General features: G+C 68.6%; 9 protein-coding genes. 6 read left to right on the forward strand and 3 right to left on the reverse strand.

The features are described 5' to 3' along the window. Positions 1 to 8: 8 nt before the first annotated feature. Positions 9 to 2423: a TonB-dependent receptor gene (locus ACT3CF_RS07000; protein ID WP_478421499.1), complete on the reverse strand. Its 2415-nt coding sequence runs from the start codon at positions 2421 to 2423 to the stop codon at positions 9 to 11. A gap of 241 nt (positions 2424 to 2664) precedes the next feature. Here ACT3CF_RS07000 and ACT3CF_RS07005 point away from each other — a divergent pair, with 241 nt between their 5' ends. From ACT3CF_RS07005 to ACT3CF_RS07030, 6 genes are all read left to right on the forward strand, one after another. After that, positions 2665 to 3105: a c-type cytochrome gene (locus tag ACT3CF_RS07005; RefSeq protein WP_478421501.1), complete on the forward strand. Its 441-nt coding sequence runs from the start codon at positions 2665 to 2667 to the stop codon at positions 3103 to 3105. 11 nt (positions 3106 to 3116) lie between these two features. Then, positions 3117 to 4532 (forward strand): D-arabinono-1,4-lactone oxidase, encoded by a 1416-nt coding sequence (locus ACT3CF_RS07010; protein WP_478421503.1) that lies wholly within the window; start codon positions 3117 to 3119, stop codon positions 4530 to 4532. After that, positions 4525 to 5838 carry an alanine racemase gene (locus tag ACT3CF_RS07015; protein WP_478421504.1) on the forward strand — a complete coding sequence of 438 codons (1314 nt, stop codon included), beginning with the start codon at positions 4525 to 4527 and terminating at the stop codon, positions 5836 to 5838. The genes ACT3CF_RS07010 and ACT3CF_RS07015 overlap by 8 nt, the downstream gene beginning before the upstream one ends. A 359-nt stretch (positions 5839 to 6197) precedes the next feature. Further along, on the forward strand, positions 6198 to 7811 hold the full coding sequence (locus ACT3CF_RS07020; RefSeq protein ID WP_478421506.1) for a family 43 glycosylhydrolase: 1614 nt from the start codon (positions 6198 to 6200) through the stop codon (positions 7809 to 7811). Positions 7812 to 7901: 90 nt separating this feature from the next. Then, on the forward strand, positions 7902 to 10310 hold the full coding sequence (locus ACT3CF_RS07025) for a S9 family peptidase (protein WP_478421508.1): 2409 nt from the start codon (positions 7902 to 7904) through the stop codon (positions 10308 to 10310). A 9-nt stretch (positions 10311 to 10319) separates the two neighbouring features. Next, complete coding sequence (locus ACT3CF_RS07030; RefSeq protein ID WP_478421509.1) at positions 10320 to 13088, forward strand: DUF5695 domain-containing protein; 2769 nt, start codon at positions 10320 to 10322, stop codon at positions 13086 to 13088. A 253-nt stretch (positions 13089 to 13341) separates the two neighbouring features. Here the strand turns inward: ACT3CF_RS07030 and ACT3CF_RS07035 are convergent, their stop codons facing one another. Both ACT3CF_RS07035 and ACT3CF_RS07040 read right to left on the reverse strand, forming a co-directional pair. Beyond that, on the reverse strand, positions 13342 to 13500 hold the full coding sequence (locus ACT3CF_RS07035) for a hypothetical protein (protein ID WP_478421511.1): 159 nt from the start codon (positions 13498 to 13500) through the stop codon (positions 13342 to 13344). A 165-nt stretch (positions 13501 to 13665) separates the two neighbouring features. Then, on the reverse strand, positions 13666 to 15639 hold the full coding sequence (locus ACT3CF_RS07040; RefSeq protein ID WP_478421513.1) for a polysaccharide biosynthesis protein: 1974 nt from the start codon (positions 15637 to 15639) through the stop codon (positions 13666 to 13668). Positions 15640 to 15725 lie beyond the last annotated feature (86 nt).

Raw genomic sequence — 15725 nt, forward strand, 5'->3', positions numbered from 1 at the left:
GCCTCCGCCTAGAATTTGGCGCCCAGTTCGACGCCCCAGAAGCGCGGGCGATCCATCCGCACATAGGGCGTGCCCAGCGTGTCGGCGCTGATCGGATTGAGCGTCCGCGGCGTGCGCACGTCGAACAGGTTTTCGGCGAACAGCGCGGCGGTGAAGCCGCGCCCCGGCGATCGCCAGCCGATGCGCGCATTGACGATCTCGCGGCTCGACCGCAGCTTGCCGAGCTTCGAGAAATCGACGAGCGCGCCATAGAAGGGATTATTGAGCAGTGCCGCGTCGGAAGCGCGCACCGCATCGTTGAGCCGCTGACGCGAGGTGTAGCTATAGCTCGCATCGGCAAAGATGCCGCCGGCATGGCCGGGCAGGTCGCGGTCGAACTGGACGGTCACCACGCCGCGGAAATGCGGCTCGCCCGTCGGCTGGCCCGAAATGTCGACGCCGCGCTCGACACGCTTGACCCAGTTCGAATCGATATAGCTCGCGACCGCGCCGATCGAGATGCCGCGCGCCAGCACAAGCTGCGTGTCGAAATCGAGCCCCCATGCCTTTGAATCGCCGCTCAGCGTCACATATTGCGGCACGCCCGCGCCGTTGACCGATTCCAAGCTGACCTGCTGGCGGTCGCGATAGACATAGTGAAAGCCCGACAGGTTGAGCCGCAGCCGCCGGTCGAGCAGCGTCGATTTGATCCCCGCCTCGAAGTTCCAGACCTTTTCGGGCCGGAAGAACGAGTTGACCTGGACGCTGTTGAACCCGCCTGCCTTGTACCCGCGCGCCGCCGAGGCAAAAAGCATCACCGTTTCGGCGGGCTTGTAGTCGATGACGAAGCGCGGGCTCGTGTCGTTGAACGATTCCTTGCGCGTGAACGACTGGCCGGTCAGTGCACCGGCATCGAAGATCAGGTTGCGCCCCACCACGGCACCGTAAAAATCGGTAACGCTGATGTTCGCCGCATCGGGAAAGATCGGCACGCCGGCGACGGCGTTGTAGAGCGCGCCGGGCGCGACCACCTGCCCCAGCCCGTCGGCGTCATAGGGGCGCACCAGCCAGGTGAAGCGCTTGCGATCGTGCGTGTAGCGCAGCCCGAACGTCAGGTTGAGGCGCGTCGTCGCGGCCCAGCTGATGTCGGCAAAGGCCGCCACCGATTCGTTGCGCGCGCGCACATCGATCTGTTCGGTCCAGCTGCGGCCGAACACCGGCAGCCCGGCCGCATCGAGTGCGGTGAACAGCGGCAGTCCGGCGAGGTTGTTCAGCAGCGTGTCGACGCTGTCGGTCAGCGCGGTGGTGCGCGTCGACTGATCCGCGCGTTCGTGGAAATAGCTGACGCCCGCGATCCAGTTGAGCGCCCCCCGATCCTGCGCCAGCCGCAGTTCCTGATACACGCTTTCGTTGCGCTCGGCGTTTTCGGTGTCGAGATAGTGCGTCTTGAGGTTGGTGCCGTCCTCGTCCTCGCGGTTCGCGGTCTTGAACCAGCGATAGGCGCTGATGCTGGTCAGCGTCACTCCGCCCAGCGCCTGCGTCACGCTCAGCGTCGCGGCGTCGAGCAGGCGCCGTTCGTGCGAACCGCCGATGACGTCGTTGGCGAATGCCCCTTCGGGATCGCGGCTGCGCGCGAACGGCCCGATGCCGATCGCGGCCGGCCCGTCCTTGCCCGTGTCGTCATGGTCATAGCTGAGCACGATGTCGGTCCCGGCGCCGGGATTGAAGCGCAGCGCCGCGCGCCCGGACCAGTTGTGCTCGCGCTCGTAATCCTGGCCGGTGACGGCGTCGGTCAGATAGCCGTCGCGGCGGTTGACCACGCCGTTCATGCGCAGCGCAAGCCCGTCCGCGATCGGCACGTTGACCATGCCGTCGATCCGGCGCTTGGCGTAGTTGCCGATGCGGACCTGCGCATTCGCCTCGAAATGGTCGGTCGGCTTGTTGGTGATGATCGAGATTGCGCCGGCCGAGGTGTTGCGCCCGAACAGCGTGCCTTGCGGCCCCTTGAGCACTTCGACGCGCGCGACGTCGTTGAAGAAGATCAGCGCCGAACCCGAACGCCCCGCATAGACGCCGTCGATGAAGATGCCGACCGCGGGCTCGGTTCCCACCCCGAAATCGTCCGAGGCGATGCCGCGGATCGAATAATGCGGCTGCGTGACCGAGGTATCGTCGACGCTCAGCCCCGGGGTAAAGGTGTCGATGTCGCCGACGCTCTGCGCGCCCAGCGCCTCGAGCGCCTTTTCACCGAACACGTTGACGCTGATCGGCACGTCCTGAAGCGACTGTTCGCGGCGCTGTGCAGTGACGACGATCTCGCCGGCCACCGGGGTCTGATCGGCAACGGCCGGCGGTGGCGCCGCGCCGCCGTCCTGGGCCGCGGCATGGCCGCTCCACAGCAGTGCCGCGGCACAGATCGCGCAATCCCGACGCAAGTCCCTCATCATCCCCTCCATGATGCTGCTTGGGCAGCCTTTTGATGTGTCGTGCTTCCTCGCTGGTTGGACTTCGGGCCGCCGCGCCGCGACGGTTGCGCCATGGTCTTGCGCCATGATCGCCGATGTCGCGCCGCCACCGGGCGGTCCGGTCTTCACGCAATCTTCTTTCGTCGCACCCGCTTGACGAAAGATAACAATCGCTATTACCTAGCCATGACTATAATAAACTGTCAATCCGGAGAGTGGAATGGTCCTGAAGGCGCGACCCAGCCAGCGCACGGGGCAAGGCCGCAACGGCCGCATCGGGCGTCGCGGGCTTCGTGCCGGGCTGGCGACCGGCGGGGTGTTTGCGATGCTGCTGCTGGCGGGCTGCGGCGGGCCGCAGGCGTCGCAGGCGGCGGCGCCCCCAGTCGCGATCACCGAAGCCGAGAGCGCAACGCTGCGCCCGCGCGATCCTCGCCTCGCGCAGCTCTACCAAAGCTCGTGCGTCGCCTGCCACACCGTGCGCGACACCGGCGCGCCGTTGACGGGCAGCCGCGCCGCCTGGGATCCGCGCTGGCAAAAGGGATTGCCCGCGCTCGTCGAAAGCGCGGTTGCCGGGCGCAACGGCATGCCCGCGGGCGGCCAGTGCTTTGCCTGCTCGCGTGAGGATTACGAGGCGCTGATCCGCTTCATGGCGGCACGATAGGGGGAACGGCGATGGCGCGGATTTCGCGACGGGCGATGATGATCGGCGGCGGCGTGGCGGGGGCCGGCGCGCTTGCGGCGGGCGGGCTGGCCGGACGGCGGCTGTGGCTCGACCGCGAACCGCCATTGCCGCCGCTCAAGGACGCCTCGGGGCACCTGCTCTGGCGCAACTGGGCCGGCAATGTTCAGGCTTATCCCGCCGCACGCGCCGCCCCTGCGGACGAGGGCGCACTGGCCGAATTGATGCGCACTGCACGCGGGCCGATCCGCGCGGTCGGATCGGGGCACAGCTTCACCGAACTGGTGCCCACCGACGGCACGCTCGTCTCGCTCGATGCGATGACCGGGCTCGTCGATCATGACGCCGAAAACCACCGGGCGACCGTCCGTGCGGGAACGCGGCTGCGCGACCTGGGCGCCGCGCTCGCCGCGATCGGTCAGGAAATGCCTAACCTGCCCGACATCAACAAGCAGGCGCTCGGCGGTGCGCTGGCGACGGGAACGCACGGCACCGGCAAGGGGCTGAAGGCGCTTCACGGCGAGATGGTGGCGATGCGGCTCGCGCTGCCCTCGGGCGAAATCGTCGATTGCAGCGCGACGCAGAATGCCGATCTGTGGAACGCCGCGCGCGTCAATCTGGGCGCGTTCGGCATCGTCACGCAGGTGACGCTCCAGAACCGGCCGCTGACGCGCGTTGCCAAGCATGTGGCGATCCGGCCGCTCAACGACGTGCTCGACGACTGGCCCAACCTGCGCAGCCGCCATCGCAATGCCGAGTTCCTCGTGCTCCCCTTCACCGATCGCGCGGTCGTCATTACGCACGATGTCAGCCAGGCACCCGTCCGCCCGCGTGGCCCGGATCGCGATGCCGAAACGCTGATGGGGCTCAAGAAGCTGCGCGACCTCTTCGAGTTCGCGCCCGGGCTGCGCCGCTCGATCGCCGCGCGCGAGCTCGACGCGATCCAGGTCGAAACCGATGTCGACGAAGGCTGGAAGCTGCTTTCCAACGAACGGCCGATCCGGTTCAAGGAAATTGAATATCATTTGCCTATCGACAGCCAGATCGCGGCGCTGCGCGAGGTGATCGCCGCGGTCGAGACGCACCGCAACGACGTCTTTTTCCCGTTCGAGGCGCGCATCGTCGCGCCCGACGACGCATGGCTCTCGCCCTTTTATCAGCGCGAGAGCGGGTCGATCGCGGTCCATGCCTATTACAAGGAGGACCACGACTTCTTCTTCGCGCTCGTCGAACCGATCCTGCGCCGCCATGGCGGCCGGCCGCACTGGGGCAAGCTCAACACGCTCGGACCGGGCGACTTTGCCGCACTCTATCCGCGCTGGCGCGATGCGATGGCGGTACGTCGTGCGGTCGATCCGCAGGGTCGGATGCTCAACCCCTATCTGAAACGGATCATGGTCGATGGCTGAAACCGGGGATTCGGGCCGTGCCGCGCGCCCGGCGCGCGCGCCGCGTCGCTGGACCCGGCGTGCGGCGATCGCGGGCGGCGGCGTGGCGGTGCTCGGCGGGCTGGGCGTTGCCGGGCTGCGCAAGGCCGATCAGGGCGGCGGCCATGACGGCTATTTCACCGCGGTCGGGCGTGCCTTGCGCGCCGCCGGGATCGCGCATCCGGTGCTGGTGATCGACCGCACCCGGCTCGATGCCAATATCGCCGCGGCGCGCGCGGCCTTGGCGCCCGGGCGGCTGCCGCTGCGCGTCGTCGTCAAGTCGCTGCCCGCGCCGGCGCTGGTCGATCATGTCGCGCGCGGCATGGGGACGTCGCGGCTGATGGTGTTCAACGGCGCGATGCTCGACGCGATGGCCGAAGCCCATCCGGAGGCCGATCTGCTGCTCGGCAAGCCCCTGCCCGCGATGCAGTTCGGCCAGTTTCTTCAGGCGCGCGGCCCCGCGGCGGCGGCGCGCGTCCAGTGGCTGATCGATACGCCCGAACGCCTCGGCCAATATGCCGCGGTCGCGGCCGAGGCGCGGACGCCCGTGCGCGTCGCGTTCGAGATCGACGTCGGCCTCCATCGCGGCGGCCTGGCCGATGCCGACGCGCTGGCGCGCGCGGTGGTGCAGGCGCGCGCCGGCGGCATGCTCCGCCCGTCGGGGCTGATGGGCTATGATCCGCATGTCGTGAAGATGGTCGATCCCGACCGCGCCTATGCCGACGCGCAGGCGCGCTATCGCGCCGCGATCGATGCGCTCGGGCGGGCGACCGGCGCCGATCCGCGCACGCTCACGCTCAACAGCGCGGGCAGCCCCACCTATGCGCTTCACGCGCGCGGCACGGTCGCGAACGAGGTCGCGGCGGGCTCGGCTTTCGTCAAGCCGGTCGATTTCGACGTGCCCACGCTCGCCGCGCACGTTCCGGCGAGCTTCATCGCGACGCCGGTGATCAAGGCCGAACCGCGTTTCCGCCTGCCCGGCTATGAGTGGCTGTCGGGGCCGATGACGTTCCTCGATCCCAATCGCCGCCGCGCCTTCTTCATCTACGGCGGCCACTGGATGGCGACCCCGGTGTCGCCGCCCGGGCTGGAATATGACACGCTGTTCGGCCGGTCGAGCAATCAGGAACTGCTCACCGGCTCCGATCGCGTGCGGCTGGCGCCCGACGATTATGTTTTCCTGCGCCCCAACCAGAGCGAGGCGCTGTTCCTCCAGTTCGGCGACATCGTGCTGTTCGATCGCGGGCGCATCACCGAACGCTGGCCGACATTGCCCGTATCGGCATGAACGCGGGAGCGGACCGCCGCCGCCCGCTCGCGCAACCCGCATGGCCGTCGGCGCCGGGAAGGGCTCAACTACCCTGACAAAATGATTTTCGCCGGGGGCGTTCGCCGCAGCGCTTCGCCGCCGGGACAAGCCGCGCCACGCCGCCGCCCAGTTGCCGAAACGCGCGAAATTGCGGCCTTGCCGTCGATAACGTATACGATATATACCCATGCTGCCGTAGCGGCCGCCAGAGCCGCGCGCGACGGAAGGGGAAGCCATGATCGGATCGATGCGCATTTGTATGACCAGAAACGCCGCGCCCTCGCACGCGCGCGCCGACGTCTGACCGGTCGTCCGTCCGCCCCCGGCCGAGAGAGAGCATGCCCCGCCCTGTCCTTCTGACCCCGGTTGCGGCGTTGTTCGCGGCGCTGGTCGCCGCCGCGCCGGCCCAGCCCCAACCCCGACCCCAACGCCAGCCCGCCGCCGCCGCGTCCGATGCCCCGATCGCGATCACCGCGCGTCACAACCCGATTGTCGCCGACGGCAGCCTCTATTCGGCCGATCCGGCGCCGCTGGTTGTCGGCGATACCTTCTACATCCTCACCGGGCGTGACGTCGCACCGCGCGACCGGATCGGGTTCGAGATGCCCGAATGGGCGCTGCTGAGCAGCACCGACCCGGCCTCGGGCAAATGGACGTTGCGCCCGCATTTCCTTCGCCCCGACCGGCTGTTCGCCTGGGCGAGCCCCGATGTCGCCTGGGCGGCGCAGATGGTGCGCGGGCCCGACGGGCGCTTCTATCTCTACGCCCCCGTCGCGCAGCGCGACTGCGGCACCCGCGATTGCATGGGGATCGGCGTCGCGGTCGCCGACGACCCGCTCGGCCCCTGGCGCGACTGGCATCCCGAAGGGCCGATCGTCTCGCAACGGCTGCCGGTCGCCAACGAAATCCAGAATATCGACCCGACCGTGTTCGTCGACGACGACGGCAGCGCCTATCTCTACTGGGGCACGTTCGGCCAATTGCGCGGCGCGCGGCTGGGCGCCGACATGAAGACGGTGGGCGAGCCCGTCCGCGTCACCACGCTCACCGGCTTTTTCGAGGCGCCCTGGCTCTTCAAGCGCAAGGGCGTCTGGTACATGGTCTATGCCGCCAACAATGCCGGGCCGGAGTCGCCCTGCACGCCGGCGCTCTACCATGCGTGCCAGGCCTATGGCACCGCGCCGACGCCGCTCGGTCCCTGGACCTATCGCGGCGTGATCCTCGATCCGGTTTCGTCGACCACCTCGCATCAGGGCATGGTCGCCTATCGCGGCCAGTGGTACATGACCTACCACACCGCCGATGCGAAGCTGGGCGGCCATTTCCGGCGCAGCGTCGCGATCGATCGCGTCGAATGGGACGACAGCGTCCAGCCCGCCGCGATCCGCAAGGTCGTGCCGACGCGTGCGCCCGCCGATGCCACGCCGACGCGCAACGTCGCGCGGATTGCGCGCCCGACCGCGTTCAACGTGCCGGTGCCCGTCCAGTACCGGCTGGCTGCGCTCAACGACGGTATCGTCTATCCGGCGCCGCTTCCCCCCGACATGTGGGGAAGCTGGACCGCGAGCGCGGCGCCCGCGCAGGGCTGGGTCCAGTATCGCTGGGACCGGCCGGTGACGATCGACGCCGCGCGCATCCGCTTCTGGGGCGATCAGCCGCGGGGGGCCGCAACCGGCGTCGCACCGCCCGCGCGCTGGCATCTCGAATATTGGACGGGCCGCGCCTGGCGGGCGATCGCACCGCACGGCGGCTATCCGGTGGCGACGGACGGTTTCAGCAGCGTGTCGTTCGCGCCCGTTCGCACGCGCTGCCTGCGCGCCGTACTCGATGCGTCGGGCGACGGCAGCCGGCACGCCGCGTTCGGGATCGAGGAATGGGAGGTGCTCTCGCCGAATGCGGTCGTTCCACCCGCCGCGCCGCCCGCCCCCGCACCGTCGGCGCGCTGCGCCTAGCCGCAACCCGGCATCATTGTATAATGTATAATATCGTTGACCTCGACGCCGCGCGATGGTCTAGATCGACGCAGTAAGGGGGGTAGAGCCATGCCATATCCGTTTGATTTCCCGGGCCGGAGCGTCCGCCGCCGCGCGTTCGGCGCCACCGCGCTCGGCCTTGCGCTCTGCGCCCCGCTGTCGCTTGCCGCCCAGCCGGCCGCCGCTCCCGCTCCCGCCTCCCCCGCGTCCGCGCCCGCCTCGATCGACGCGCGCTATGCGCTTGCCGACCAGTATCTCGGCGACGGGCTCGCCAAGCTGGTGGTCGACCGCTCGCTGCGCCCGGTGTTCACGCGCGACGCCGCGGGCATCGTCTATCGCCGCGGGCGCGAGGGCGAGCGCCAGCTCCTCTATTTCGACATCGCCGCCGGCCAGTCGCGCGTCATCGCCGCCGAGGCCGCCGTCGCCGCGGCGCTCGCCAAGGCAACCGGCCAGGCGCTCCGCCCGTCCGCGCTCCCTGTCGAGGATCCGCGCTTCGACCCCGCCGCGGGCACGCTCAGTTTCAGCGCGTTCGACAAGCGCTGGGACTGGCGCGCCGACGGCACGCTCGTCCGCGCCGATACCGGCAGCAAGGACGGCGACGAGGCGCTGTCGCCCGACGGTCGCTTCCGCATCGTCGCGCGCGATTACAACCTTTACGCGGTCGAGGTGCGCAGCGGGCGCGAGGTCGCGCTGACCACCGACGGCACGCGCGAACAGCCCTATGGCCGCGGCATCCCGCAGCTCGCCGACATCCTCAAACAGGGCACCGAGGAACCGACGATGCCCGTGTCGATCCGCTGGTCGCCCGACAGCCGGCGCATCCTCACCTGGCGGCTCGACACGCGCGACGTCGTCCGGCTGGGCATCACCCAGGCGAATCCGCCGGGCAGCCTCTATCCGCGCACCTTCCGCTACATCTATCCGCTCGCCGGCGCCGAAAAGCTCCCCCAGGCGACGCGCTATGCGATCGACGTCGAACGCGCGGTCAGGCGCGGCAAGGCGCAGCCGGTGCGGATCGGGGTGCCGTCGGAATCGATCCTCTACCCGGCCGATCCCGACATGGGCTGGGTCGGCGACGAGGCGCGCGTCCAGTGGACCGAGCGCGGCTACAAGCAGCTCGCCGTCTATCGCGCCGATCCCGAAACCGGCGCCGCGCACGTCGTCGCGCGCGAGGCGCTCAAGCCCAATGTCGCGGTGACGTCCAGCTTCATCCTGCCCGCACCCGAACTGGGCGGCGAACTCGTCGTTTCCGAACGCAGCGGCTGGGCGCAGCTCTATCTCGTCCGCCCCGACGATCCGGACGGCGGCGTGCCGCTGACGCGCGGCGAATGGGAGGTCATCGCGGTCGATCATGTCGATGCCGCGGGCCGCTCGATCCTGGTCACGGGCGTGGGGCGCGAGGCCGATCGCAACCCCTATTACACCGCGCTCTATCGCATCGGTCTCAACGGCGAGCAGCCGGTGCTGCTGACGCCCGAGCCGGTCAATCACGAGGTGGTCGTTGCGCCCGACGGCCGCACCTTCGTCGACGCGATGTCGACGCCGACGGTGCCGACGCGCACCGTGCTGCGCAGCGCCGCCGACGGCCGCATCCTTGCCGAGCTGGGTCAGGCCGATGCGAGCGCGCTGATCGCGAGCGGCTATACCTTTCCCGAAGTGTTTCAGGGCGTCGCCGCCGACGGCGTCACCCCGATCCACGGCATCATCTATCGCCCCGCGCACTTCGATCCGAAGCGCAGCTATCCGGTGATCGACAATGTCTATACCGGCCCGACGACGACGCAGGTGCCGACGAGCTGGAGCAACGCCGTCGGCGCGACCGGGTCGAGCGTTTCCCAGCTCGGCGCGATCGTGGTGATGATCGACGGGCGCGGCACCTCGCGCCGCGGCCGCGATTTCCGGATGCACGCCTATCAGAATCTGGGCGAGGTCGGCATCGACGACCATATCGCGCTGATCCGCCAGATGGCCGAACGCTATCCGCAGTTCGATCTGTCGCGCGTCGGCGTCTATGGCGGGTCGGCGGGCGGTTACGATACCGCACGCTTCGTCATCCGGCGGCCGGGCTTTTTCAAGGTCGGGGTGTCGTCGTCGGGCAACCACGACCTCCGGCTCGACAAGGCGTGGTGGCCCGAAGTCACGATGGGCGATGCCAGCCCCGAACAATGGGCGCGCAATTCGAACATGACCGCCGCGCCCAACCTGTCGGGCAAGCTGCTGCTGATCCATGGCGACATCGACGACAATGTGCCCGTGACGGAGAGCTTTCAGCTTGCCAATGCGCTGATCCGCGCGGGGCGCGATGTCGATCTCGTCATCCTCCCCAACACCACGCACGCGGTCTACCAGCCCTATTTCTGGCGCAAGTTCCGCGACTATTTCGTCCGCAACCTGATCGGCGAGGCGCCGCCCGCCGACAACAGCTTCGACACGCCCGCCTGGCGTACCCAGCGCCCCGTCCTGCGCGCCGAACCCTGAGGAATGCCGATGCGAACCACCCGCACCCCTGCCCGCCTGATCCTGGTCTCGTCGCTCGCGCTGGCGGCTGTCGCCGCCGCGGCGCTCCCGCTCGCCGGCACGCTCGCCGCGCAGGAACCGGCCAAGGCCAGGCCCAGCTACCCGCCGATCCGCACCACGCCCTATCGCATCGGTGCGTTCGCGCTCGCGCTGCGCAGCGATACCCAGACGCTTGCGCGGCTCTCCCCGGTCGCCGATCCTGCCTTCGATTTCGTCCCCGGCGGGCGTGAGGCCGAACGCCAGGGTGACGGCTACAACCATATCGGAGACCTCAACCTGCGGCTGCGGCATCCGGGCGGCGAATGGCGCGATTTCGCCTCGGCACAGGCGCGCCGGCCGATCCGCGTGCTTCCCGCCGCCGGCCCCGTCTTTGCCGCGGCCGACATCAGCGCGAGCATGGGCGCCGGCCTGCCGCTGCGCGTCGAGCGCCGCTGGATCAATCAGGCGGGCGTGCCCGCGCTGCGCTTCACGCTCGTCAACACCTCCGACCGGCCCGTCGAGATCGGCGCGCTGGGGATGCCGATGGTGTTCGACAACATCATCCTCGACCGCGACCTCGAAAGCGCGCACGCCCAGGCGAGCTTCGTCGATCCCTATATCGGGCGCGACGCCGGCTATCTCCAGGTCACGCGGCTCAGCGGCAAGGGGCCGGCGCTGCTCGTCCTTCCCGACGGGCGCACGCCGCTCGAGGCGTACAGCCCGCTGATGAACCCGCACGAGGCGCCCAAGGGCTCGATCTTCACCGACAAGAGCCCGCGCAGCCAGGTGTCGGAGGGGTTCTACGACTGGACCGTCGCCTCGCGCGCGCTCGCCGAGCGCGAATGGCACGCGGCGGGCGAACAGTGGAACGCTCCCACCAGCATCACGATAGCGCCGGGCGCGGCGCACAGCTTCGGCGTGCGGCTCGTGCAGGCGCCGTCGATCCGCGGCATTCAGCCGACGCTGATCGCCCAGGGGCGGCCGGTCGCGCTCGGCGTTCCCGGCTATGTCGTGCCGACCGACGTCGAGGCGTCGCTGTTCCTCCATTACCGTCAGCCGGTGACGCGTATCGACGTGCATCCGGCCGGCGCCATGACCTTCACGCCCGCCGCGCCCGTCAATGGCTGGCGGCGCTACGCCGTTCGCGCGACCGGCTGGGGCCAGGTGCGCGCGACGATCACCTATGCCGACGGCACCGCGCAGACGGTCAGCTATTTCGTCACCAAGCCGCTCGAACAGGCGATGGCCGATCTCGGCCGCTTCACCACCACGCGCCAATGGTATGACGATCCCGCCGACCCCTTCCGGCGCGCGCCCGCGATCCTCAGCTACGACCGCGAGGCCGACGCGATCGTGACGCAGGAACCGCGTGTCTGGATCGCGGGGTTGAGCGACGAGGGCGGCGCCGGAAGCTGGATCGCCGCGGTGATGAAACAGCTCGACAATCCCGATCCGCGCGAGATCGCCCGGCTCGAGGAGATGATCGACAAGACCGTGCTCGGCAAGCTCCAGGTGGCCGAGGGCGAGCATATCGGCGCGGTCCGGAAGAGCCTGTTCTATTACGAACCCGGCACCTTCCCCGATTATTACAAGCCCGACTTCAACTGGAAGTCCTGGACGAGCTGGTCGAAAAAGGATTCGGACGATCTCGGCCGGTCGTTCAACTATCCGCACGTCGCGCTCGGCTATTGGGTGATGTACCGGCTCGCGCGCAACCACCCCGGCATGGTGACGCGGCATGACTGGCGCTGGTATCTCGACCATGCCCGGATGACGATCGTCGCGATGATGCGCGACGCGCCCTATTACACCCAGTTCGGCCAGATGGAGGGCAATGTCTTCGTCGACATCCTCGACGATCTGAAGCGCGAGGGGATCACCCAGGGCGCCGACCAGATCGAGGCGCTGATGAAGTCGCGCGCCGACCATTGGAAGACGCTGCGCTATCCCTTCGGCAGCGAGATGGCGTGGGATTCGACCGGCCAGCCCGAAGTCTATGCCTGGATGCGCTATTTCGGCCATCACGCCCAGGCCGCGCAGACCGCCGAGGTGATCCTCGGCTATGACCCGCTGATCCCCAGCTGGGGCTATAACGGCAATGCCCGCCGCTACTGGGACTTCCTCTATGGCGGCAAATATCCGCGGATCGAGCGCCAGATCCATCATTACGGCTCGACCAACAACGCGCTGCCGCTGTTCGAGGCGTTCCGCGCCAACCCGGCCGATCTCCATCTGCTGCGTGTCGCCTATGGCGGGCTGATGGGCGGGATCACCAATATCGACCAGCAGGGCTTCGCCTCGGCCGCGTTCCATGCCTGGCCCGACCGGATGCGCTGGGATCCCTATACCGGCGACTATGGCAGCGGCTATTTCGCCCATGCCTATGCCGCGGCGACCTATCTGGTGAAGGATCCGGCGTTCGGCTGGCTCGGCTATGGCGGCAATGTCCGCGTCGACCCGGGCAAGGTGACGATCCTGCCCCGCGACGGCGCGCGCAGCCGGCTGTTCATCGCGCCCGCCGGGCTGTGGCTGACGCTCCAGGCGGGCAAGATCGCCGCCGCCGACTATGCCCCCGCAACGGGCGTGGTCACGCTGACGCTCGACCCGCGCACCGCGATGACGCCGCAGGCGCTGGTGATGCTCGAAAAGACGACCGCCGGCACCCCCTACCGCATCGCCGCCGGCACCCCCGAACGCGGCGGCACCGCGATCGCGCTCGCCCAGTCCCCGACGACCATCCGCATCGTCCCCGCCCGCTGACACCCGGCCCGCGCCTGCCCCATCCGGGGCGGGCGCGGGGCCGGGCAACGATGACGTCGGGCCAGGTGCGCGGCCGCCGGATTCTGGCGAAGGGCATCTCGACAATCGCGACGGATCGGGCATCGTCGGCGCATGATCGATGCGCTTCACATCGCGATTGCGACCAACGGGCGATTTGACCGCCCGGCCTGATACGTCAGGTCGGGTCCGTCCGAGTGGACAGATGCCCTTCGGCATCCCCCAACGCCGCTATTCAACCGATCCCCGCAAAACCCGCCGCCGCCACGCTGGTCGATTGCGTCGCCGACGCGGTCGCGTTCGAGAATGTCTCCAACGCCGGGAACAATGTCCGGGTCGAGGGGCGCGCCGCAATTGCCGGTCTGGCGGCGCAGGCGGCGGCGATCTTCGTCACGCGCCGCCTCGTTCCTCACGATCGCGGGAGGCAAGCTCGTGCGCATCGTCGATCTCAGCTGATGCGCGACCGGGGGGATGCTCGTCCCGACGCGCTCCCCCGGCAACCTCGGCGCGTCGAAGGCTCGGCGCCAAGCCCGCACCGCTGGCAAGCGCGTCGCCCGCCTCAGACCCCGCTTGCGTGCAGCCGCGGCTTTTCGACTTCGGCTGGCGCGACGTTGCGCGATTGCGCGCCGACAAATTCGGGCACCAGCGTCGAGAGCAGCGTCAGCGCCGTCTCGCGGTCGCCCTTGCGCAACGCGTCGAACTGGCGCGCGAGATATTGGTCGAGTTCGAGCCAGTCGATGAAGGTCTCGCGCGCGCGCATGATCCGCGAATGAACCGTCGGCTGCGGCGAATTGCCGATCAGCAATTCCTCATACAGCTTCTCGCCCTTGCGCAGGCCGACCTCGCGGATTTCGATATCGCCGTTGGGATGCGCCTCGTCGCGCACCGAAAGCCCCGACAGATAGACCATCGTCCGCGCGAGGTCATAGATGCGGATCGGATCGCCCATATCCAGGACATAGACCTCGCCGCCCTCCGCCATCGCGCCTGCCTGGATGACGAGCTGGGCGGCCTCGGGGATCGTCATGAAATAGCGCGTGACCTCGCGGTGCGTCAGCGTCACCGGCCCGCCCGAACGGATCTGGCGCTGGAAACGCGGCACGACCGAGCCGCTCGATCCCAGCACATTGCCGAAGCGCACGATCGCGAAGCGCGTGGCCGTCTTGCGCGCCGCCCGCGCCTGCAGGATCAGTTCGCACACGCGCTTGGTCGCGCCCATCACGTTGGTGGGCCGAACCGCCTTGTCGGTGCTCACCAGGATGAAATGCGACGTCCCGACCCGCTCCGCCTCGAGCGCGCAGTGATAGGTGCCGAAGACGTTGTTGCGCATGCCGGCGACGGGGTTTTCCTCGACCAGCGGGACATGCTTGTACGCCGCGGCATGGAACACCGTGTCGGGTCGCCAGCGGTCGAACAGCCGACGCACGGTGGCGCCGTCGGCGACGTTGGCGAGCTCGGCATGGACCCCCACGTCCGGCCCCAGCACGCCGTTGCGTCGCGCCGAGGCGATCTCGTCGTCGATCTGGTAAAGCGCGTGCTCGGTCATCTCGACCAGGATCAGCCGCGCCGGCGCGAACTGGATGATCTGGCGGCACAATTCGCTGCCGATCGACCCACCCGCGCCCGTCACCATCACGGTGCGCCCCTCGATCGTGTGGCGCATCAGCGCACGGTTGGGCGGCACCGGGTCGCGGCCGAGCAGGTCGGTGATCTCGATCTCGCGCAGATTGTTGATCGAGATCGAGCCGTCGATGATGTCCGCCAGCCCCGGCAGCGTCATCACGCGCACGCTGATATTCTCGAACTTGCGCACGATCTGCTCGCGCTGCCGCCGCGACACGCTGGGAAGCGCCAGCAGGACAAGGTCGATCTCCAGCCGGTCGATCAGCTCGGCCAGATCATCGCTGCCATGGACGCGAATGCCGTCGAGATGCTTGCCCGACAGCCGGGGGTCGTCGTCGATATAGCCGCGAAGGTCCATGTTCGGCTCATGGCGGATCGAAAGCGCGAGCTGGCGTCCCGCCGAGCCGGCACCATAGATCAGCACGCGCGACCGGCTGCCGTCGACCCGGTTCTGGTGCAACAGGTCGAACAGGATATAGCGCGCGACCAGGCGGCTGACGACGAGCAGGCTGCCGAAGACCAGCGGCTGCAGCAGCGCGATCGTCCGCGGCACGTCGGCGACGGTGTTGACCATGAACACCGCGATCAGCCCGCCCGCCATCATCAGGCACGAGGTGGCGATCCCGATCATCGTGCGCGAACCGATGAAGCGGACGACCGACTGATAAATCCCGCGATACAGAAAGATGGGCAGCCACAGCGCGATCGAAACAAAGGTCACGATCGCGATCGGCCGGCTCCACAGCTCCCACCCGCCGAGTCGTAACGAGAACGCAATAATAACCGAGGCAACGCAAAGCAGCGCGTCGTTGGCCATGACCATGGCAAACTTGGTCGGACGGCTCAGCCCCACCAGCCGGTGGAGGAGATCCAGCACTTGCGCAGTGAGACCATTTCTGCCGTCGGTCATTGGTTAACACCCAAGCGCGGCGCGAACGTCGCAGGCGAACACTGGCGAACTCGAGTATACATCAGGGGAAGCACCTATCCCAGCGC

The sequence above is a fragment of the Sphingomonas chlorellae genome (assembly GCF_056485145.1).